Consider the following 20,725-nt stretch of genomic DNA (forward strand, 5'->3'; position numbering starts at 1 on the left):
CACCCAAGGAATAAAACAAGCTATTGCTTGTATAAATAAATGCCATCGCCCTCCCTCGATCACTCGGCCACCATGCGCATGCTGGAGGCACTCAAGCGCCAGGCACCCGCCAGCACCGCCGATCTGGCGCGCGCGCTGCAGATGACGGCCGAGGCCGCCCGCCAGCAGATCAACAAGCTGGCCGACCAGGGCCTCGTGCAGGCCGATCTGCAAAAGCCGGCGGGAGCGGGCCGGCCGCGCCAGTTGTGGACCTTGACCCCAGCGGGCCAGCGTTACTTTCCCGATGCCCATGCCCAGCTCACGGTGCAGCTGATTGGCGCGATCGAAAAGCTGTTTGGCCAGCAAGGCATGGAGGGTTTGATCAGCGAGCGCGAAGCACAATCACGCAGCCGCTACCGCCAGGCCTGCACCGCCCCCGGCCTGCCTGAGCGCCTGGCCCAGCTGGCCGAGGTCCGCACCCAGGAGGGCTATATGGCCCATGTCGAGCCCCACCCGCAAGGCTGGCTGCTGGTGGAGCACCACTGCCCGATCTGCGCGGCTGCGCAAAGCTGCCGGGGCTTTTGCCGTTCCGAGCAAGCACTGTTCCAGGAGGTGGTCCGGGATCTGGCCACGCTGGAGCGCAGCGAGTACCTGCTTGACGGCGGCCAGCGCTGCGTCTACCTGGTACAGCCGCTATAGCAGCTCAGGGCCCGCTCAGACGGAGACGCCACGGCCTTCGCCCACCGGCGGGGTATCCGTACGCGACAGGGCCTGCGGCCTGGCCATGCGCAGGCAGACCAGCCAGGCCAGCAAGGCCAGGCCCGCCGCGCCCCATTGCGCATGCTGCAGACCCTGGGCATTGGCCTGGCGCAGGGTCTCGGCGCTGGCTCCCTCCAGGCCGGCCAGCGGCGCGGCCGCCAGCATCACCAGCAAGGCCAGGCCCAGCGCAGCACCCACCTGCTGCGCGGTCGCCGCCACACCCGATGCCACGCCCTGGCGCGCCGGCGCAATGCCCTGGCCCACGAGGACCCACATGCCGGTCCAGCTCGCGCCCTGGCCCAGGCTCATCACCACAAAGCCGGGTACCAGCCAGGCATAGTTGCCAGCCAGCGGCAGCACCGCAGCTATCCAGACCATGCCCAGCACACCGGCGGCCCATCCCCGCAGCAGCACCGTACGCACACCGTGCTGTGCCAGGCCGCGCTCGGCCAGCCGGATGCCCCAGGTGCAGACGGCCGTCGGCAGCACAAAGGCCATGCCGGCCTGCAGCGGGCTCCAACCCAGCACCTGCTGAAAATACAGGCCCAGAAAGTAGTACTGCACGCCGTAGCTGCTCATGAACAGCATGGCCAGCAGCATGCTGGTCTGCAAGCTGCCCACCCGCAGCATGGCCAGCGGCATCAAGGGCGCTGCCACCCGCGCCTCGGTGCGCCAGAACAGGCCCAGCGCCGCCAGCGCCAGCAGCAACAGGCTGGCAGTGCGCAGATCGCCCCACCCCCATTGCGGGCCCTGCACCAGCACGGCCACCAAGGCACTCGCACCCACGGTCACGCTGATGCAGCCCAGCAGGTCAAAACGGCGCTGCGCAGCGGGCACGGCAGGCATCGCCGGCAGGTAGCGGCCTGCGGCCAGCGCGCAGGGCCAGGCAATCGGCACCAGCACCCAGAGCACCCAGTTCCAGCCCAGGGTCTGGGTCAGCAGGCCACCCAGCAAGGCGCCAGCCGCCAGCCCGCCGGCACTGGCCATGCTCCAGACGGCCAGCGCGCGGTTGCGCTCGGCGCCGGCGGCGTACAAGGTATTGATCATCGACAAGGTGGCCGGGAACAGCAGCGCCGCTGCAACGCCCTGCCCGGCGCGCGCCGCCACCAACGGCCAGGGCAGATGCGCAAAGCCGCCAGCCAAGGAGGCCAGGCCAAACAGCGCCATCGCCGCCACATACATGCGGCGCTGGCCCAGCAGATCAGCGCAGCGCCCTCCCAGCAGCAGGCAGCCGCCAAAGGCCACGCTGTAGCCGCTGATGACCCATTGCAGGTGGCGGGCATCGAGCTGCAGCTGCTGGCCCATGGCATCCAGCGCGACAAAGACAATCGTGGCATCAAGCGCAATCAGCAGTTGCGCCAACGACAGCAGCGCCAGCGCGGCGCGCGGATGGCGCAATGCCGCGGCGGGGCGCAGAGGTTTTTCAAGGGTCACTTCATCACTCCAAAACATACGAACCTGCCAGTGCTGGGGCAGCGCCTGCAGGCGGGTGATGACCGGTCATGGCGACATGGTATTCAAACCAATAACGAAGATAAACAGAAAAAATATCTTTTACTTATGCAAAAATGAATCAATAGTGGGGCAGGAGCAGCCGATGGATTTGAACGCAGTCAACATGCTGATCAAGGTGGCCGAACACAAGAGCTTTACCCAGGCTGCCCACAGCCTGGGCACGACGCAGTCGCGCATCTCCCGCGCCATTGCGCAGTTGGAAGCTGATCTGGGCACCCGCCTGCTCCACCGCAATACCCGCAATGTGTCGCTGACACCCAATGGCTGCCTGCTGGTGGACCGCAGTGCCGACTTGATTGCCGGGCTGGACGATGCCCGGCAGCAGCTGCTGGACCGGCGCTGCGAGCCTACCGGCGTGCTGCGCATGACGGCGCCCTCGGTGCTGGGCCGGGTGGTGCTGACGCCCTTGCTGGGCCAGCTGCTGCAGCAGCACCCGGGCCTGCAGATCGAGGCCAGCTTCACCGACCGGCTGGTGGACATGGTGGACGAGGGTTTTGACGCTGCAGTGCGCATCGGCCCCTTGCTCGACAGCCGCATGATCGGGCGGCCGCTGCCGCCGCTGCACTGGGTGACGGTCGCCTCGCCCGCCTATACGGCCCGCCACGGCCGGCCGCAAAACCTGCAAGAGCTGGCCACGCACCGCTGCCTGTCGGTCTACAACCACTACCGGGGATTTGCCGTGCCCTGGCAGTTTCGCCACCCCGACGGCAGCACCATCGACTGGCCCGCGCCCCACGCCATCCGGTTCGACAGTGGTGACCCGTTGATCGAAGGCGCGATCGCCGGCCTGGGCGTGGCCCAGGTGATGGGGTTTGCGGTGCGCAATGCGCTGGCCGATGGCCGGCTGGAACGGCTGCTGCCCGCGCTGGAAGGCCGCAGCCGCGAGCTCTCCCTGGTCTACCCGCGCACACGCCATGCCTCGCCCAAGGTGCAGGCGCTGTGCAAGCTGCTGCTGGGGCGCAGCGCCTGGTAATGGCGGCCGGCCAGTGGGCGGCTGGCAGCGATTGTTCAAATCCATGCAACGCTGCGTTCAAACCAGCGGCACCCCAAACCGGCAGCCAAGCCCTACAGTGGATACAGGCGCCAACCACCAATGGCAAGCAGGCGCTCTTCACCGCGGTTGCGGTCCGTATTCAACGATTGAGGAAATATTCACCATGGCTAAAGTTCTGGTTCTCTACCATTCCATGTACGGTCACATCGAGACCATGGCCGGCAAGATCGCCGAAGGCGCAGGCAGCGTGGCAGGTACCGAGGTCGTCATCAAGCGCGTGCCCGAAACCATGCCCCAGGAAGCCTTCCAGGCCGCCGGCGGCAAGGTCGACCAAGCCGCTGCGGTGGCCACGCCTGCCGAGCTGGCAGAGTACGACGCCATCATCTTTGGCACCCCCACCCGTTTTGGCAATATGAGCGGCCAGATGCGCAGCTTCCTCGACCAGACCGGCGGCCTCTGGGCCAAGGGCGCACTGTCGGGCAAGGTGGGCAGCGTGTTCACGTCGACCGGCACCTTGGGCGGCCAGGAAACCACCGTGACCTCGTTCTGGAACACCCTGGCCCACCACGGCATGGTGATCGTGCCCGCCGGCTTTGGCCTGCCTTCGCAGTTTGACCTGTCGCAGGCCAAGGGCGGCTCGCCCTACGGCGCCGCCACCCTGGCCGGTGCCGATGGCTCGCGCCAGCCATCCGCCCCCGAGCTGGAACTGGCCTTTGCCCAGGGCGCCAAAGTCGCCGCACTGGCCGCCAAGCTGAGCGCCTGAGCCTTTAGCCGGCCCGGCCGGCTGTAGCCGTCTTAGAACGTAAAAAAGCCAGTCAGACTCTCTGACTGGCTTTTTGATTTTGGCGCCTTGTCCGGTACCTGCCACCGTCGCGGTGGCAGGGCAGTGCCGCTTACTTGGCGGCCAGGCGCTGCCAGGTGTCGATGACACTGTCAGGGTTCAGCGAGATCGAGGCAATGCCCTTGTCCGCCAGCCACTGCGCAAAGTCCGGATGGTCCGAAGGGCCCTGGCCGCAGATACCGACGTACTTGTTCTGTGCCAGGCAGGCCGTGATGGCGCGCTCGAGCATCTTCTTGACGGCAGGGTCGCGCTCGTCAAAGTCGGCAGCCAGCAGCTCCAGACCGGAGTCACGGTCCAGGCCCAGGGTCAGCTGGGTCAGGTCGTTCGAGCCGATCGAGAAGCCATCGAAGTACTCCAGGAACTCATCGGCCAGGATGGCGTTCGACGGCACTTCGCACATCATGATGACTTCCAGGCCGTTCTCGCCGCGCTTCAAGCCATTGGCCGCCAGCAGCTCGGTCACGCGCTTGGCCTGGTCCAGGGTGCGCACGAAGGGGATCATGATCTTGACATTGGTCAGGCCCATGTCGTTGCGCACGCGCTTGAGCGCCTCGCACTCCATCTTGAAGGCTTCGCCGAAATCCTTGGAGATGTAGCGCGCCGCACCCCGGAAGCCCAGCATGGGGTTTTCTTCATCGGGCTCGTAGCGGCTGCCACCGATCAGCTTGCGGTATTCGTTGGACTTGAAGTCCGACATGCGCACGATGACCGGCTTGGGGTAGAACGCCGCAGCGATCGTCGCCACACCTTCGGTGATCTTGTCCACGTAGAAAGCGCGTGGCGAGGCATGGCCACGGGCCACCGATTCGACGGCCTTCTTCAGGTCGGCATCGACAGCGGGGTAGTCCAGGATGGCCTTGGGGTGCACGCCGATGTTGTTGTTGATGATGAATTCCAGACGCGCCAGACCCACGCCCTCATTGGGCAGCTGGGCAAAGTCAAACGCCAGTTGGGGGTTGCCCACGTTCATCATGATCTTGGTCTTGATCGGCGGCATCTCGCCACGCTTGACCTCGGTCACTTCGGTTTCGAGCAGGCCGTCATAGATGCGGCCGGTATCGCCTTCGGCGCAGCTGACCGTCACCAGGGTGCCGTCCTTCAGCAAGTCGGTAGCATTGCCGCAGCCCACGACCGCAGGGATGCCCAGCTCACGCGCAATGATGGCGGCGTGGCAGGTACGGCCACCCCGGTTGGTGACGATGGCAGCTGCCTTCTTCATCACCGGCTCCCAGTTCGGGTCGGTCATGTCGGTCACCAGCACATCGCCGGCTTCGACCTGGTCCATCTGCGAGATGTCGGACACCAGGCGCACACGGCCGGTGCCGATCTTCTGGCCGATCGCGCGGCCTTCGGCCAGCACGGTGCCGCTGCCCTTGAGCTTGTAGCGCTGCTCGGCCTGGCCCTTGGACTGGCTCTTCACCGTCTCAGGGCGTGCCTGCAGGATGTAGAGCTTGCCGTCGGTGCCATCCTTGCCCCATTCGATATCCATCGGGCGGCCATAGTGCTTTTCGATCACCAGCGCGTACTGCGCCAGCTCCTGCACTTCGGCGTCGGTCAGCGAATAGCGGTTGCGCAGCTCGGGGCTCACATCGGTGGTGGCCACCAGCTTGCCCGATGCGGCTTTTTCTTCGGGCGTTGCAAACACCATCTGCACCAGCTTGGAGCCCAGATTGCGGCGGATCAGTGCCTGCTTGCCCGCCTCGAGCATGGGCTTGTGCACATAGAACTCGTCCGGGTTCACGGCGCCCTGCACCACGGTCTCGCCCAGGCCGTAGCTGGAGGTGATGAAGACCACCTGGTCAAAGCCCGACTCGGTGTCGATCGTGAACATCACGCCTGCGGCGCCCTTGTCCGAGCGCACCATGCGCTGCACACCGGCCGACAGGGCCACCACGTCGTGGGCAAAGCCCTTGTGCACGCGGTAGGAGATGGCGCGGTCGTTGTAGAGCGAGGCGAACACTTCCTTCATCTTGTGCAGCACATCGTCGATGCCCACCACGTTCAGGAAAGTTTCTTGCTGGCCGGCGAACGAGGCGTCCGGCAGGTCTTCTGCGGTGGCCGACGAGCGCACCGCAAACGAGGCCTCGGTGTTGCCCGCCTGCAAGGTCACAAAGGCCTCGGCAATCGCTTTTTGCAGATCCAGTGGGAAAGGCTGGGCCTCGACCATCGCACGGATCTCGGCGCCGACCTGGGCCAGCGCGCGCACATCGTCCACATCCAGCGCCGCGAGCTTGGCGCTGATCTTGCCAGCCAGGCCTTCGTGGGCCAGGAACTCACGGAATGCGTGGGCCGTCGTGGCAAAGCCGGTCGGCACGCGCACGCCTTGCGGCAGCTGCGAGATCATTTCGCCGAGCGAGGCGTTCTTGCCGCCTACGACCTCGACATCGGTCATTCTCAGGTTCTCAAACGGTACGACCAGGGCGGTCGCGCTGTAGAGGTTGGACATGGTGAAGCTCCGGAAGTTAAAAACTGGCTCGGGCGCCCATGGCCGCAGTGGGGGCTATGGCACGCAGGCATAGACTCCTGTCCGGCCGCTGCGGGCTCGGACATCTGGCTTTGTATTTGTACTGGTAGGCCGGAGTACATGCGGGAAATGTGAATAATGGGCGTCATTGTAGGCGTGCTGCCGCCGTTTTGCTTGCGACTTGCTGAACACCGTGGTCAACAATGACAAAGCCCGCACGCAGCGGTGCACCGCCTGCGACAGAATTCGCCCGTTACCGCCGATGTACCCCCATGCACCAACGCACTATTTTCTTTATCTCTGATGGCACCGGCGTGACAGCCGAGACCTTCGGCCGCGCCATCATGAAGCAGTTCGACATCACCACCCGTGCGGTGCGCCTGCCGTTTGTGGACACGGTCGACAAGGCCCACCAGGCCGTGCACCAGATCAACCACACAGCCGAAAAGGAAGGCAAAAAGCCCATTGTCTTCACGACCCTGGTCGAGCCCGAGACGGTCAAGGTGGTGCATGCGCACTGCAAGGGCCTGGTGATGGACATGTTTGCCACGTTTGTCCAGCCGCTGGAAGACGAGCTGGGCGCCAAGTCGCACCACCGCATCGGCCGCTTCACCGATATCAGCGAGAGCAAGGAATACTTTGACCGCATGGAGGCGATCAACTTCAGCCTGACGCACGATGACGGCCAGACCCACCATGACCTGGCCGGCGCCGACGTGATTCTGGTGGGGGTCAGCCGCAGCGGCAAGACGCCTACCAGCCTGTACCTGGCGATGCAGTTCGGCCTGAAGGTGGCCAATTACCCGCTGATCCCCGAGGATTTCGAGCGCCAGCAGCTGCCCCCGGCGCTGCTGCCTTATAAAAAGAAGATCTTTGGCCTGACCATTGCGCCCGAGCGCCTGTCCCAGATCCGCAACGAGCGCCGCCCGGACTCGCGCTATGCGAGCCTGCAGAACTGCCGCATGGAGGTGGCCGAGGCCGAATCGATGATGCGCCGCGCCGGCATCCAGTGGCTGTCGACCACGCACAAGTCCATCGAAGAGATTGCGGCCGTGGTGCTGCAGGACCTCAAGCAGGACGAGTGAGCGCCAGGCTGCCGTGAGCTGCACGCTGCGCAACATGGATGCGCAGCGTTACCGTTGCTTCGCACAGCTTTACAGCAAGCCGCATGCCGGCCTGCTATAACCAAGTGATAGCGGCCCCGTGTGGATGGGCCGCCGCTCAGGAGTTCTCCGATGAACGCAACATCGACCTGGATCGCCAGCGCCGGCCTGTGTGCCATGCTGCTGGCTGCCCTGCCCGCCCATGCCGCCCAACCGGGCGCTTTTTCCGTCACCGAGACCAAATCGGCCATCGGCAACAAGGCGGCCAAGCCCCCCCGCACCAAGGACCGCTGCATCGGCCCCGAGCTGGTGGACAAGGAAGGCTTTCTCTACCCCGACCTGATCCTGTCCAAGCACTTCAGCCAATGCCGTATCAAGGACAGCAAGCTGCTGGACAAGAACAACAAGAGCTGGACGGTGACCTGCGGCAAGATGCTGACCGCCCAGGCCAAGCAGACCAATACCGGTGACAACTTTCATCTGCATATCGATGCAGCCCTGCTTGGCGGCGCGATGAAGCAGACATTGGACTATGAGGCGCAGAGCCTCAAGCGCCAGTGCACACCTGACGACGAGCCGCTGGAATAAGCCCACCCGCACCGCCAAAGAACCAGCGGGCTTCGGCCCACTCAGTGTTGCGCCAACAGCGGCCGGGCCCTGCCATGCGCTGCCTTGCCGGCGGGTGTCGATGGTGACCTAGCGGATCACTTCAGCCATTTCTGCGCCTCTTGCTGCAGCACACCGCGCAGCGCGAGCACGTCCCAGGTGTACTGCATCACGCGCTGGTAGTCGGCATCGTCCACCGGCAGCATGAAGCCCAGCTGGTTGACGGGGGTCAGCGGCTTGTCCAGGTAGGCGGCGTAGAGGCGCGGATCGGCCTTGCTGTAGTGCAGCGCCTCATAGGTCTCGGTGATCATCGCGTCGCCCTTGCCTTCGGCGATCAGGCCCGGAATCTCGGCGTTCTTGTCATGCGTGCTCACCTGGGCGTTCTTCAGGTTCTGCAGCACATAGGCTTCATTGGTGCCGCCGGGATTCTTGATCACGCGCACGCTGGCCTGGTTCAGACTCTCGGGTGTGGTGAACTTGTCCTTGTCGGCTGCCCGCACCAGGGCCACCTTGCCGAACGGCGCATAGCCGGGCAGCATCTGCACCTTGCTCAGGCGCGCCACATTGCGGGTGATGCCGCCCACGGCCACATCGAACCTGTTGTCCTGCAGGTCCTGCATCAGCTTGGGCCAGGTGGTATCCACATACTCGACCTTGACACCCAGCTCCTTGGCCATGGCCTCCACCACCTCGATGTCATGGCCGGCATATTTGCCATCGGCCTTCATCGCAAACGGACGGTAGTCGCCCGGCGTGCCTACGCGCAGCACCTTGGACTGCAGGATGGCATCGAGCCGGGGGCCCGCCTGGGCAGGCAGCGACAGCGCAGCGAGCGCGGCCGCGCTGACAGCCATTGCGGCGAGAACATGGGTTTTCTTCTGGAACATGGGGCACCTTGGTGTTTCGACAATCGGGAGGGAATATCTCGCAAAAAAGCGTGCACACCGTTGCGGTGTACACGCTTTTTGAGACACGCGGCGCCATTGTCTCCCGGCGCCCGCCGCCTGCCCATCGGGGTTCACCCAAGCGCAGCAGGCACTGCGGCGATCAATAACGCGAGATCTGGCCCTGGTTGATCTGCACGCGGTCACCCGGGCGCAGGTCGCCGGGGTTGGGCACATCAAAAATGCGCTGGCCGCCGTTTTGCAGGTTGATATGGATGCGGTAGCCGCTGACGGTGCTGCGGCCGCCATTGGACGACTGCTCCAGCGCATTGCCTGCTGCTGCACCACCGGCCACACCGGCGGCGGTAGCGGCCATACGGCCAAAGCCGCCACCGACCTGGTTGCCCAGCACGCCGCCCACCACCGCACCCAGGATGGCGCCGACGCCGGAGGTGCTGCGCGACTGCGAGCGCAGCTCTTCAATATTGGCCACGGTGCCATATTCCATGCCGTAAGGCGCTTGCTGCTGCGGGTAGCCGCCCTGCTGCGGGTAGCTGCCCTGTTGCTGGGGCGCGGGGCCTTGCGGGTAGCGGTTGTCATAACGCGGAGGTGCCTGCACACAGGCCGCCAGCACCGAGGTGGCCGCCAGGGCCAGGCCCAGCTTGCCTGCGCGTTGCAGCATGCTGCGCGAGTTTGGATTGGTTTGAGACATTGCGCTCTCCTTTCAGATCACAAAAATGGCTTGGGGGTCAGGGCATCCGCGCCCTGCCAGGTTCAATACGGTGCGGCGGCTTATCGCGTGCCGGTGGAGCCATAGCCCCCGGCACCGCGTTCGGACACATCACCAAAATCTTCCACCACCTGAAAGCTCGCCTGCACCACCGGCACGATCACCATCTGTGCGAGGCGCTCCATCGGCTGCAGTACAAAGGGCTGGGTGCTGCGGTTCCAGGCGCTGACCATCAGCTGGCCTTGGTAGTCGCTGTCGATCAGGCCAACCAGGTTGCCCAGCACGATGCCATGCTTGTGGCCCAGGCCCGAGCGCGGCAGGATCATGGCGGCATAGCCGGGGTCGCGCAGATGGATGGCCAGACCGGTAGGCACCAGCTGCCAGGCATTGGGCTCCAGGGTCAGCGGTGCATCCAGGCAGGCGCGCAAATCCAGGCCGGCGCTACCGGGGGTGGCGTACTGGGGCAACTGGTCTTGCATGCGGGGGTCGAGAATCTTCAGGTCAACAATCATGGTGGTGGTTCAACTAGCAATGCAGCGAAGGCTAGCATATACACAACGCCCGGCACCCCAGTTGGTGCACAGGCCTACAAGCATTTACCGTATGCATACAAATGCGCCGGCCCGCGCCTGCGCTGTCTGCCGCCCCACTGCAGAGACTTTTCCCAGCGCTAACCCTTCTGGGACCAGCCTTTTCTGAAAGCCGCAATCAACATCACGATGCCCAGCGGCGGGAACATGATGCCCAGGATCGCGGCAATCAGCAGCCCGATGAGCTTGAAGCCGCTGAAAGACTTTTGAGGGGCCGCGCCATCGCCAGCGGGAGCAAAGATGGACGTGCTGGACGCGCCCGAGTTGCTGCGCGCAGTGGCGGTCACTGTCTGCGCCGCGCCTGGGCGCTTGTCCTTGCGCGTCTGGTCCATCTGGCGGATGCGGTCAAGCAGCTCCTGGGCCTGGTCGGCAATCGGGTTGTGACTTGCCTTTTGGCCGGATGCCCCCGATAGCGCCTGTCCCTGTCCCTGGCGCGGCCGCGCCGGACGCTGCGTGCTGCCGGCCGCATGGGCGGCGCCCGTGTTCTGCCGGGCGATGAGCTGCTCCACATAGCGCACAAAGTCGCCGTGGGGCGGTGTGTCATAGACAGAGGCTGTGTCCCTGTTCAGCAGTGCCAATTGCATCTCCTCCTGGCGCGGCCGCCTGCAAGTGGCGGCAGCGATTGATAGTTTCAAACTCCGGCATAGCAGCCTTGCATGCCCGGGACGCTTTCCCTCTGAGAGCGCATTGTGCTTGACATCCAGCGCCCCTACAACGCGTCAGATGCGGCGTCCGTTGCCTGCGCCCGGCCTTGCTTTCTGTCACAATGGCCTCAACTTTTGTCCATGGCGCATCCCCGCTGCCTAGAAACCCGATATTTAACAAGGAACCTGCCATGTCGGAATCCCTGATCAAGCACACCAACGAAGCCAGCTTTGAAGGCGATGTACTGCAACCCAACACCAATGTTCTGGTGGACTTCTGGGCTGAATGGTGCGGCCCTTGCAAGCAGATCGCTCCGGTGCTGGAAGAAGTGTCGGTCAGCTACAAGGACAAGCTGCAGATCGCCAAGGTCAATGTGGACGAGAACCGGGCCATTTCGGCCAAGTTCGGCATCCGCGGCATCCCCACGCTGATGCTGTTCAAGAATGGCGAACTGGCCGCGACCAAGGTCGGCGCGCTGAACAAGGCCCAACTGACAGCCTTCCTGGACGAGCAACTCGCCTAAATTCAGCCCCGGGATGCCAGCGCAACATCCGCATCAGCATCCCGCCAGAGCGGCTATGGCCACCAGAAGCACGGTTTGCGCCGTGCTTTTTGCTTTTTCAAGCTTTTGATTTATCTATAATTTTTATAAGAAAATCGAAAACCCTAGCCGCTCGCTGTCCCGCTTGATACATATAGTTGATAATTCAAGCGGGATGTTCGTACAGCAACCTGTCTATAATCTTCATTCAGATCACCGATCGTATTCCGACCAAGAATAGATCACGCATGGTCTCCGGCTTCGCGGTCTCCCGCTTATTGCACCGGCTCTGCATTCCCCCTACCTCTAACAGTTACTCCGTTCTGGAGTCCATCCATGCACTTAAATGAGCTCAAGGCACTGCACGTGTCTGAAGTCCTCAAGCTGGCAGAAGAGCTTGAAATTGAAAATACTGGCCGCATGCGCAAACAGGAGTTGATGTTTGCGATCATCAAGAAGCGGGCCAAGGCCGGTGAACAGGTTTTTGCCGATGGCGTTCTGGAAATCCTCCCTGATGGATTTGGCTTTCTGCGAAGCCTCGATACCAGCTTCACCGCCAGCACCGACGACATCTACATCTCCCCCAGCCAGGTGCGCCGCTTCAATCTGCACACCGGCGACATGATTGAAGGCGAAGTGCGCACCCCCAAGGATGGCGAGCGCTACTTTGCCCTGACCAAGCTCGACAAGGTCAATGGTCTGCCCCCTGAGCAGAACAAGCACAAGATGATGTTCGAGAACCTGACCCCGCTGTTCCCCAAGGAACAGCTGCGTCTGGAGCGTGACATCAAGGCCGAGGAAAACATCACCGGCCGCCTGATCGACATCATCGCGCCTGTGGGCCGTGGCCAGCGCGCACTGATCGTCGCGCCTCCCAAGAGCGGCAAGACGATGATGATGCAAAGCATTGCACACGCCATCACCGCCAACTACCCCGATGTGCACATGATGGTGCTGCTCATTGACGAGCGCCCTGAAGAAGTGACGGAGATGCAGCGCTCGGTCAAGGGCGAGATCATTGCATCCACCTTTGACGAACCCGCCGCCCGCCACGTGCACGTGGCCGAGATGGTCATCGAGCGCGCCAAGCGCCTGGTGGAAATGGGCCAGGACGTCGTCATCATGCTCGACTCCATCACCCGCCTGGCCCGAGCCTACAACAACGTCGTGCCCTCGTCGGGCAAGGTGCTCTCCGGTGGTGTGGACGCCAATGCACTGCAGCGCCCCAAGCGCTTCTTTGGCGCGGCCCGCAATGTCGAAGAAGGTGGCTCGCTCACCATCATCGCCACCGCCCTGGTCGACACCGGCAGCCGCATGGACGAAGTGATCTTTGAAGAATTCAAGGGCACCGGCAACAGCGAACTGCACCTGAGCCGCCGCCTGTACGAAAAGCGCGTCTTCCCCGCCATCGAGCTCAACAAGAGCGGCACCCGCCGCGAAGAGATGCTGCTGGCCCCCGAGATCCTGCAAAAGACCCGCATCCTGCGCCAGTTCATGTACAACATGGACGAGATCGAGTCGATGGAACTGATGATCAAGAACATGAAGCAGACCAAGAGCAATGTCGAGTTCTTCGACATGATGCGCCGAGGCGGCTAACCCCCTTCAGCGCCCTCCCGCCTGCCAACCCTCCGCCCACACGGAGGGTTTTTTCATGGCGCAGCGCTCAGGACCCTAGCCACGCCGCCCGCGCCACCGCCCAAGGCCTGCTGCAAAGCCAGATGGCTTTGCAGCAGCGCCAGGCGTGCCGACCCATGGGCCAATTCACTGCTGCGCAGGCGCTCCTGGGCATCGAGCCATTCACGCAGCGGCGCCTGCCCGGCCCGGTAGCGCATGGCGTAGAGGCGCTCGATCTGTTGGCTCTCTTCAAGCGCCCGGCGCAACCAGTCCAATTGCTGCATCTGCTGCGCGCGCGCCGACAGCGCCTTGTCGACTTCGGCCAGCGCACCATAGAGGGTCTTGCCAAAATTCAGCACCGCCTCCTCATGGCGCATGCGGGCGATGTCGGCCGCCAGGCCAAGCTCCCGTGCGTTGAGGAAGGGCAAGCTCAGGTTGGCGCCCAGGCTGGCCACAGGGTTGGCCAGCACCTGCAACAGTGCCTGGCTGGATGTGCCCAGCGACCCCGTCAACGACAGCGTCGGATACAGGCGCGCTGCAGCGGCATCGCTGGACGCCAATGCGGCCCGCAGCCGCAGCTCGGCCGCGCGCAGGTCCGGCCGGCGGCCCAGCAGTTCGGCAGGCAGCCCTGCATTGACAGGCGGCAGGGCGGTGGCCGGCAAGCGCTGTGGCTCCGCCTCAAGACCGGGCGGCGCGCCGTTGAAGAGCACCATCAGTGTCTGGCGCAGCTCTGCCCTGCTCTGCACCAACTGGCTGAGCGCCACCTGCTGCTGCGCCACCGCCTGCTCCGCCTCGCGCAAGGCCAGACGAGAATCTGCGCCACTGCGGTAACGCAAGGCCACCAAGGCTTGCACCCGCTGGGCATAGGCCAGGCTGTGCTGCGCATGGCCGATGCGTTCGCTCGCCCATCCGATCTGCCAGTAAAGATTGGCCACCGAGCCGACCATGGACAGGGCCACCGCATCCAGGTCCTCACGGCTGGCCTGCGCCTCCCATGCAGCAGCATCGCGCTGCGCGCCGAGGCGGTCAAAAAGATCGAGCTCCCAACTCAGTCCCAGTTGCGCATTGGCGTTTGTCGTGAGGCCCCGGGCATCACCCGACAAAGGCTGCGTGGCAGTGCCAGCCAGCGATAGTGACGGCGTCGGCACAAGCGCACGCGCTGCCAGCTGCGCCTCCAGCGCGGCCCGCCGCACGCGAATCGCGGCTGCAGCCAAGTCGCTGTTGCTCGCCAGCGCGAGATCGATCCAGGCATCGAGCTGAGGGTCAGCGAATGCGCGCCACCAGCTCGGCTCCTGCGGAACGGCCACCTCTTGTTCGGCATGCACAAACTGCCCGGGCAAGGCCACTGCTGGCGGCACATAGGGCGTGCGGACAGGCGCTGCACAGCCTGCCAGCGCACTGCCTGCCAACACGGTGATCCATAACGTAGTACGCCGCATAGGTCAGTCCCTTGCCAGTGCCTGGACAGGATCGAGCCGCGCTGCCGCACGCGCGGGCAAAAAGCCAAAGCCGATGCCGATCAGCGACGCGCTGGCCACTGCCCCCGCGATGGAGGTGGCGCTGAACGACAGCTGCCACGGCGCATGCAGCAAGCTGACCAGCGCACCCACACCCAGCGCCAGCCCAATGCCCAGCAGACCGCCCACCAGGCATACGAGCACGGCCTCGATCAGAAACTGCTGCAGGATGTCCGACTGGCGGGCACCGATGGCCATGCGCACGCCGATCTCGCGTGTGCGCTCCGTCACCGAAACCAGCATGATGTTCATCACTCCCACGCCGCCGACCAGCAGCGCAATGGCCGCGATGGATGAAATCAGCAAGGTCAGCACCCGGCCGGTGCGGCTCACCGCTTCGCGGATCTGGTCGGCGTTGAAAATAGAGAAATCCTGGCTGCCATGGCGCGCGGTCAGCAAGGCCGTCACCGCCTGTTGGGCCGCCTCGAGGGGCACCGTGTCGGCAATGCGCAAGCGAATGCTGTCGAGGTGGTGTTTCCCTCCCAGGCGTGCATACACGGCGGTGTAGGGCACCAGAAAGTTCGGCGTGGGGCCTGCGAAGCTGTGGGTCTCCGGTGCCAGTACGCCAATGACCTCGGCCGGCATGCGGCCCAGCAGCACGGTCTCCCCCAACGGCGACGGCTGATGCGGAAACAGCGCACGCGCAGCCCGCTGGTCGATGACCGTGACCTGCGCATTGCGCTCGACCTCACCCTCGTTGAAGAAACGTCCGGCGGCCAGCCGAAGCCCTAGCACGCGCCAGTGGTCCGCGCCCACGCCGTTGATCTGGGCCGACGCGGCACGCTCTCTGTAAAGGGCAGTGACTGGCACCGACAGGCTGGGAGAGGCACTGTCCACATAGGTTTGTGCAGCCAGCGCCTGCACATCGCCAGCGACCAAGGTGTTCACTGATCCGGCGTTGGGGTCGCCAAAATCCCGGCCGGGGTAGATCTCCAAGGTGCTCGTACCCAGGCTATCGATTTGGGCCAGCACCTGGTCCTGCGCGCCGCGCCCCAGCGCCACGACAAAGACCACCGCAGCAATACCGATGATGATGCCCAGCATCGTCAGAAAGCTGCGCAGGCGATGGGCTGCCAGCGCACGCATCGCCATATGCATCGCCTCAAACAGGCGATGACTCCAGGCTGGCAGCGCTGAGTTGCCACGTTGGGCAGCGATAGCCTTGGCCTGCTGCTTTGGCTGCGCCTGGCGCAGTTGCCGGTCGGCTACCACTTCACCGTCACTGAGCTCGATGATGCGCTCGGCATGGGCGGCCACGCCCATGTCATGGGTCACCAGAATCACGGTGTGGCCGTCGGCATGGAGCTCCTGCAGAATACGCATGACCTCCTGGCCGCTTGCCTTGTCCAACGCACCGGTGGGCTCGTCCGCCAAAATCACGGTGCCGCCGTTCATCAGCGCCCGGGCAATCGATACACGCTGCTGCTGGCCTCCGGAGAGCTGCGCTGGCCGATGCTGCATGCGGTCTGCCAGACCCAGGCGCTCGAGCAGCGCCTGGGCCCGCGCCTGGCGGTCCGCCGTCGCCAGGCCCGCATAGACCGCTGGCAGCACGACATTGCCCTGGGCCGATAGATCAGCCAGCAGGTGGTAGCGCTGAAAGATGAAGCCAAAGCTCTCGCGGCGCAGCGCTGCCAGCGCATCGGGCGCCAGTGCCGATACATCGCGCCCGGCAATGCAGTAACTGCCGCTCGTGGCACGGTCCAGACAGCCCAGGATATTCATCAGGCTCGACTTGCCCGAACCCGAGGCGCCGACGATGGCCACCATCTCTCCGGCATCAATGCGCAGGTTGATGTCCTTGAGCACCGCCACCGCGCCATCGCCGGCCGGGAACTCGCGCCGCAGGCAGCGCATCTCCAGAAGTGCAGTGCGCATCTCAGAACCCCAGCAGCCCGCTGGCCGGCCCCTCACTGGGCAAGGCCTCGCCTAGCACCACCTCTTCGCCTGGCGCCAGCCCCTCCAGCACCTGCGTCTGCGAATGGGTCTGCAAGCCGACGCGGACCTGCCGGCTGGCCACACGGCCTGCCGCATCGCGCACCTGCACGCTGTACAAACCCTCCGCATCTCGTGCCCCCAATGCGGCATTGGGCACCTGCAGCGCCTGTAGCGCCTCCTCCACCAGAATGCTCACCTGTACCGTCATCGACGGTCGCAATTGCCCATCCGGGTTGGCCACATCGAACAGCGCGTTGTAGTAAACCGCTCGTGTCGCGGCACCCTCGTTGCCGCCGGGGCTGGCGCCTGCACCCACATCGTTGACGATGGATTCCGGCGCGGGCTCGACCCGCTCAACCGTCGCCTGGTGGGCCACTCCGGGCTGGCCCAGGGTGGTAAATGTCACCGCCTGGCCGGGCGCAATCTTGTGCACGTCGGCCTCCGATATTTCCGCCCTCACGGTCATCACATCGAGCTTGGCCAGCATCACGATATTGGGCGTGGTCTGGAAGGCGTTGAGGGTCTGGCCCTGCTTGGTGACCACCGCCACCACCATGCCGTCCATCGGCGCAACGATGCGCGTGTAGCCCAGGTTGATGCGTGCCGTCTCCACCTGCAACCGTGCCTGCTCGATCTGCGCGCCGAGCGAACGCACCTCCGCCTGGGCAGTCACCAACGCAGCCTTGGCGGCCTCGTAGGTGGCCTGGGCGGTCGCCTCGCCTTGCAGCAGCATTTGCTCGCGCTGGTAACCCAGTTGCGCCTGCAGCCTGGCAGCCTCGCGAGCCGCCAACTGCGCCTGCAGCGATGCCAGCGCCGCCCGGGCATTGCTCAGCGCCACCTGCTGGGGCTGGGCATCGACCTCGGCAATCAAGTCGCCGGCCTTGACCTGCTGGCCCAGCGCCACATGCAAATGCTGCACCTGGCCGGAAACCTGCGCACCGACGGCCACCAGCTCCTTCGCACGCAGACGGCCCACGGCCAACACGGTCTGGCGCAGGTCTGCGGTGGTCACCATTGCCGTAGCGTACAACGGCGCAGTCGCCGACCTGGCCGACAACCAGAAGCAGCCCGCCACCAGCACACCTGCGGCAACCAGCGCTGCCACTAACACCCCTTTGCGTTTGGACACCCTGCTCCCTCCCTGCCTAGGGCCCCCGCTAGCGCAGCCATCGCCGCGCGAGCAGGAGTCTTGAAACAAGCCTGCAGTCTGGTGGCAAATATTGGGATTAGTTTGTAATTTCTATGGACATTCGATGACCAGATCAAAACACCTACTTATAAAACGATAAGCGCAAGTTACTGGTCGCAAATCTGCACTGACCCGCTGTGCCCACCCAGTGGCCGCCAGACCCTGTTATCGGCGTCCGGCCAAAGGGGCCCTCAGAATCTGCGGGACATGCGGCTAGTCGTTGGCTACGGTACGCGCAGTCCGTGGTCCGCTGGATCCATTCCTCGACGCCCGGTGCCCCGCCGATGGCTGCCTGCGTAGTGCCCTTTTGGGCCGGCTGGGTGCTGCGCCGCCACCACCTGCCCCGCCCGGGCGACAGAGCCCGCCAAAGCGCGATCGCCGGTTCTGAACAGATTCGTGTGCCCGGCTGCTGTTTTTTCCGGTGGCGCCGGGCAGCCATCGTGTGGGGTGCCAGCAGGCCTCAAGCCCTGTCAATCCGAGCGCTGCAATGCTTCAGCCTCAGGCCGGCCACCCATCAGCCGACTGAAACCAGAGGTTTTGCAGCACACAAAGCCACCATATGCAATAATGGAGGGCTTTTATTGCGGAAAGTACGCCCAGTTTACAGGGATGCAGAGGTTGCATCCGGCTTGGCACGGCTCCCGCACTTGACCTAAGGAAGAATCATGAAAGAAGGCATTCACCCAGACTACCGCGAAGTATTGTTCGTGGACCTGTCCAACGGCTTCAAGTTTGTGACCCGCTCCTGCGTGAACACCAAGGAAACCGAAACCTTCGAAGGCAAGGAATACCCGCTGTTCAAGCTGGATACCTCGTCTGAGTCGCACCCTTTCTACACCGGCACCCAAAAGTCGGTGGACAACATGGGCGGCCGTGTGGAGCGTTTCCGCAACCGTTTCGGCAAGAAGTAATTTGCAGGCTCCAAAGGGTGCGGCTGCAAAGCCCAGCGCCCTTTTGTCTTGCAAAGCAAAAGGCAGTGCGAAAACGTGCTGCCTTTTTTTATTTGCCCCGTTGATTGACCCGCAGGCGATGCGCGGTTCTCCTACATTTCTGGCGCAGGGCCTGATAAGCTGCTGAGCCTTGCCACCTCTGGTACCCCGGTGTGAATTTTCCGACCCCTGCCATCGTCTCCCAAGCCGCTGTCCGTCCGCTGCCGCGTGCACTCCTGCTGCTGCTGTGCCTGGCCTATGTGGTGCCCGGCTTTGTGGCCCGCGCGCCCTGGAAGACCTTGGACATCACCAGCTATGGCTACGCGCTGGCCTTGGCGGAGGGGCGGACACCGTGGCTGGCACCAGAGATTCTGGGCTTGAGCCCGGACACCGAGGGCCTGATTCCCTACTGGCTGGGCGCCTGGGCGATCCAGGCTTTTGGCGACGTCATCTCGCCCGAGCTGGCCAGCCGCCTGCCGTTTGCCGCGCTGCTCTGGCTGGCGCTGATGGCCACCTGGTATGCGGTGTACTACCTGGCGCGCAGCCCGGGCGCTGGCCCGGTGGCCTTTGCCTTTGGTGGCGAAGCCAACGAGATTGACTATGCGCGCGCCATGGCCGATGGCGGCCTGCTCGCACTGATTGCCTGCCTGGGTCTGGCCCAGCCTTCGCATGAAGCCAGCAGCTATGTGGTGCAACTGTCGGGCGTCTGTTTCGTGTTCTACGCGGCCGCCTGCATTCCGATCCGCTTTGCCACGCCGCTGTGCGTCGGTGCGATAGGCCTGGTGATGCTGGCGCTGAGTGGCGCGCCCACCTACGCGGTCTGTCTGGGTCTGGGTGTGGCCCTGATTCTGGCCTTGACCCCGGTGGATGCCAAGCTGCGCGCGCGCAGCCTGCAGGCGGCGGGCGTGTTCGCCATCCTGGGCGTGGCTGCGTTGCTGCTGGCCGTCTATCTGCACCAGTGGCAGTGGCGCATTCTGCCGGCCGAGAACTTCCGCCAGCTGCGCCCGCTGTTCGAACTGGTGGTCTGGTATGTCTGGCCGGCCTGGCCGCTGGCGCTGTGGTCCCTGTGGATCTGGCGCCGCCAGGTGGCTGACTGGCGCTTTGTGCACCGCCATCTGTGGCTGCCGATCCTGCTGGGCGCCCTGGCGCTGGTCAATACCGTCATCACCACGCCATCGGACCGCGCGCTGCTGCTGGGCCTGCCCGCGTTTGCCGCGCTGGCCGCCTTTGCGCTGCCTACCTTCCGCCGCGCAATGGCAGCGCTGATCGACTGGTTCACCCTGCTCTTTTTCAGCGCAGCGGCCATCACTATCTGGGTGATCTGGTTGGCGGTCTACACCGGTACGCCGGCCAAGCCAGCGGCCAACGTGGCGCGCATTGCCCCCGATTTCGTCGCCCAGTTCTCGCTGCCCCAGTTTGTCATGGCCGTGCTGGCCACCCTGGCCTGGTGCGCGCTGGCCTTTTGGCGTGCCCGCCGCAACCGGCCCGAGATCTGGCGCAGCCTGGTGCTGCCGGCCGGCGGCACCGTGCTCAGCTGGATCTTGCTGATGAGCATCTGGATGCCGATGCTGGACTATGGCCGCAGCTACACCGCCCAGGTGCAGGCCTTGGCCAAGGTGCTGCCGCCGCCCGCATCGGCGGGCTGCGTCGCCGCCTGGGGCCTGAGCCGTTCGCAGATTGTGGCCCTGCAGGCCCAGGGCGGCTGGCAGCTCAAGACCTTGACCGACCCGACCAGCGCATCCTGCAACTGGCTGACGATGCCGCTGGAGTCACAGCGCACCCCGAGCAACGAGGTGCTGGGCCCTGAGTGGCAGCGCCTGGCTGCGGTGGCCCGTCCGACCGACAAGAACGCGGAGATCGTCATCTACCGTCGTCAAGCGAATTGAG

At 64.4% G+C, this 20,725-nt stretch carries 18 protein-coding genes; 9 read left to right on the forward strand and 9 right to left on the reverse strand.

From position 1 onward, the window contains the following. The first annotated feature begins 39 nt into the window (after positions 1 to 39). Positions 40 to 678, forward strand: a complete 639-nt coding sequence (locus tag ACHWUQ_RS09385; protein ID WP_394680976.1) for a helix-turn-helix transcriptional regulator — start codon at positions 40 to 42, stop codon at positions 676 to 678. Positions 679 to 693: 15 nt separating this feature from the next. On the opposite strand, the gene ACHWUQ_RS09390 is transcribed toward ACHWUQ_RS09385, so the two are convergent. Then, entirely contained in the window at positions 694 to 2,172 is a 1,479-nt protein-coding gene (locus tag ACHWUQ_RS09390; RefSeq protein ID WP_394680977.1) for an MFS transporter, read from the reverse strand. Between the two features lie 163 nt (positions 2,173 to 2,335). Between ACHWUQ_RS09390 and ACHWUQ_RS09395 the strand changes: the two genes are divergently transcribed. Together ACHWUQ_RS09395 and wrbA are read left to right on the forward strand one after the other, a co-directional pair. After that, positions 2,336 to 3,226, forward strand: a complete 891-nt coding sequence (locus tag ACHWUQ_RS09395) for a LysR family transcriptional regulator (RefSeq protein WP_394680978.1) — start codon at positions 2,336 to 2,338, stop codon at positions 3,224 to 3,226. A 184-nt stretch (positions 3,227 to 3,410) separates the two neighbouring features. Next, positions 3,411 to 4,010: an NAD(P)H:quinone oxidoreductase gene (wrbA, locus tag ACHWUQ_RS09400; protein ID WP_133855561.1), complete on the forward strand. Its 600-nt coding sequence runs from the start codon at positions 3,411 to 3,413 to the stop codon at positions 4,008 to 4,010. Between the two features lie 130 nt (positions 4,011 to 4,140). On the opposite strand, the gene ppsA is transcribed toward wrbA, so the two are convergent. Next, entirely contained in the window at positions 4,141 to 6,534 is a 2,394-nt protein-coding gene (gene ppsA / locus ACHWUQ_RS09405) for a phosphoenolpyruvate synthase (protein WP_239811634.1), read from the reverse strand. Between the two features lie 290 nt (positions 6,535 to 6,824). Between ppsA and ACHWUQ_RS09410 the strand changes: the two genes are divergently transcribed. Next, entirely contained in the window at positions 6,825 to 7,637 is an 813-nt protein-coding gene (locus ACHWUQ_RS09410; protein ID WP_394680979.1) for a pyruvate, water dikinase regulatory protein, read from the forward strand. A 150-nt stretch (positions 7,638 to 7,787) separates the two neighbouring features. Further along, positions 7,788 to 8,243: a hypothetical protein gene (locus tag ACHWUQ_RS09415; RefSeq protein WP_394680980.1), complete on the forward strand. Its 456-nt coding sequence runs from the start codon at positions 7,788 to 7,790 to the stop codon at positions 8,241 to 8,243. A 116-nt stretch (positions 8,244 to 8,359) separates the two neighbouring features. On the opposite strand, the gene ACHWUQ_RS09420 is transcribed toward ACHWUQ_RS09415, so the two are convergent. The 4 genes from ACHWUQ_RS09420 to ACHWUQ_RS09435 form a co-directional block, all read right to left on the reverse strand. After that, entirely contained in the window at positions 8,360 to 9,148 is a 789-nt protein-coding gene (locus ACHWUQ_RS09420; RefSeq protein ID WP_394680981.1) for a transporter substrate-binding domain-containing protein, read from the reverse strand. A gap of 160 nt (positions 9,149 to 9,308) precedes the next feature. Beyond that, complete coding sequence (locus ACHWUQ_RS09425; protein WP_394680982.1) at positions 9,309 to 9,857, reverse strand: glycine zipper 2TM domain-containing protein; 549 nt, start codon at positions 9,855 to 9,857, stop codon at positions 9,309 to 9,311. A gap of 80 nt (positions 9,858 to 9,937) precedes the next feature. Continuing rightward, positions 9,938 to 10,387, reverse strand: a complete 450-nt coding sequence (gene dut, locus ACHWUQ_RS09430; protein WP_239811629.1) for a dUTP diphosphatase — start codon at positions 10,385 to 10,387, stop codon at positions 9,938 to 9,940. 158 nt (positions 10,388 to 10,545) lie between these two features. After that, on the reverse strand, positions 10,546 to 11,043 hold the full coding sequence (locus tag ACHWUQ_RS09435; RefSeq protein ID WP_394680983.1) for a hypothetical protein: 498 nt from the start codon (positions 11,041 to 11,043) through the stop codon (positions 10,546 to 10,548). A 257-nt stretch (positions 11,044 to 11,300) separates the two neighbouring features. On the opposite strand from ACHWUQ_RS09435, the gene trxA reads away from it, so the two are divergent. Together trxA and rho are read left to right on the forward strand one after the other, a co-directional pair. Continuing rightward, positions 11,301 to 11,633, forward strand: coding sequence for a thioredoxin TrxA (trxA, locus tag ACHWUQ_RS09440; protein ID WP_027010832.1), 333 nt, complete (start codon positions 11,301 to 11,303; stop codon positions 11,631 to 11,633). 354 nt (positions 11,634 to 11,987) lie between these two features. Continuing rightward, positions 11,988 to 13,250 (forward strand): transcription termination factor Rho, encoded by a 1,263-nt coding sequence (gene rho, locus ACHWUQ_RS09445; protein WP_239811627.1) that lies wholly within the window; start codon positions 11,988 to 11,990, stop codon positions 13,248 to 13,250. Between the two features lie 53 nt (positions 13,251 to 13,303). Here the strand turns inward: rho and ACHWUQ_RS09450 are convergent, their stop codons facing one another. The 3 genes from ACHWUQ_RS09450 to ACHWUQ_RS09460 are packed head-to-tail and all read right to left on the reverse strand — an operon-like array spanning position 13,304 to position 17,735. Further along, entirely contained in the window at positions 13,304 to 14,707 is a 1,404-nt protein-coding gene (locus ACHWUQ_RS09450) for an efflux transporter outer membrane subunit (protein WP_394680984.1), read from the reverse strand. 3 nt (positions 14,708 to 14,710) lie between these two features. Beyond that, on the reverse strand, positions 14,711 to 16,660 hold the full coding sequence (locus ACHWUQ_RS09455) for a MacB family efflux pump subunit (RefSeq protein WP_394680985.1): 1,950 nt from the start codon (positions 16,658 to 16,660) through the stop codon (positions 14,711 to 14,713). A 1-nt stretch (position 16,661) separates the two neighbouring features. Next, the gene (locus tag ACHWUQ_RS09460) at positions 16,662 to 17,735 is read right to left on the reverse strand and encodes an efflux RND transporter periplasmic adaptor subunit (RefSeq protein ID WP_394680986.1); all 1,074 of its coding nucleotides are present in this window, start codon (positions 17,733 to 17,735) and stop codon (positions 16,662 to 16,664) included. Between the two features lie 839 nt (positions 17,736 to 18,574). Between ACHWUQ_RS09460 and ACHWUQ_RS09465 the strand changes: the two genes are divergently transcribed. Further along, positions 18,575 to 18,820 carry a type B 50S ribosomal protein L31 gene (locus ACHWUQ_RS09465; protein ID WP_021026595.1) on the forward strand — a complete coding sequence of 82 codons (246 nt, stop codon included), beginning with the start codon at positions 18,575 to 18,577 and terminating at the stop codon, positions 18,818 to 18,820. A gap of 191 nt (positions 18,821 to 19,011) precedes the next feature. Then, the gene (locus ACHWUQ_RS09470; RefSeq protein ID WP_394680987.1) at positions 19,012 to 20,724 is read left to right on the forward strand and encodes a hypothetical protein; all 1,713 of its coding nucleotides are present in this window, start codon (positions 19,012 to 19,014) and stop codon (positions 20,722 to 20,724) included. Position 20,725: the final 1 nt, after the last annotated feature.

Source organism: uncultured Comamonas sp. (assembly GCF_964277875.1).
Lineage (GTDB): Bacteria > Pseudomonadota > Gammaproteobacteria > Burkholderiales > Burkholderiaceae_C > Comamonas > Comamonas sediminis.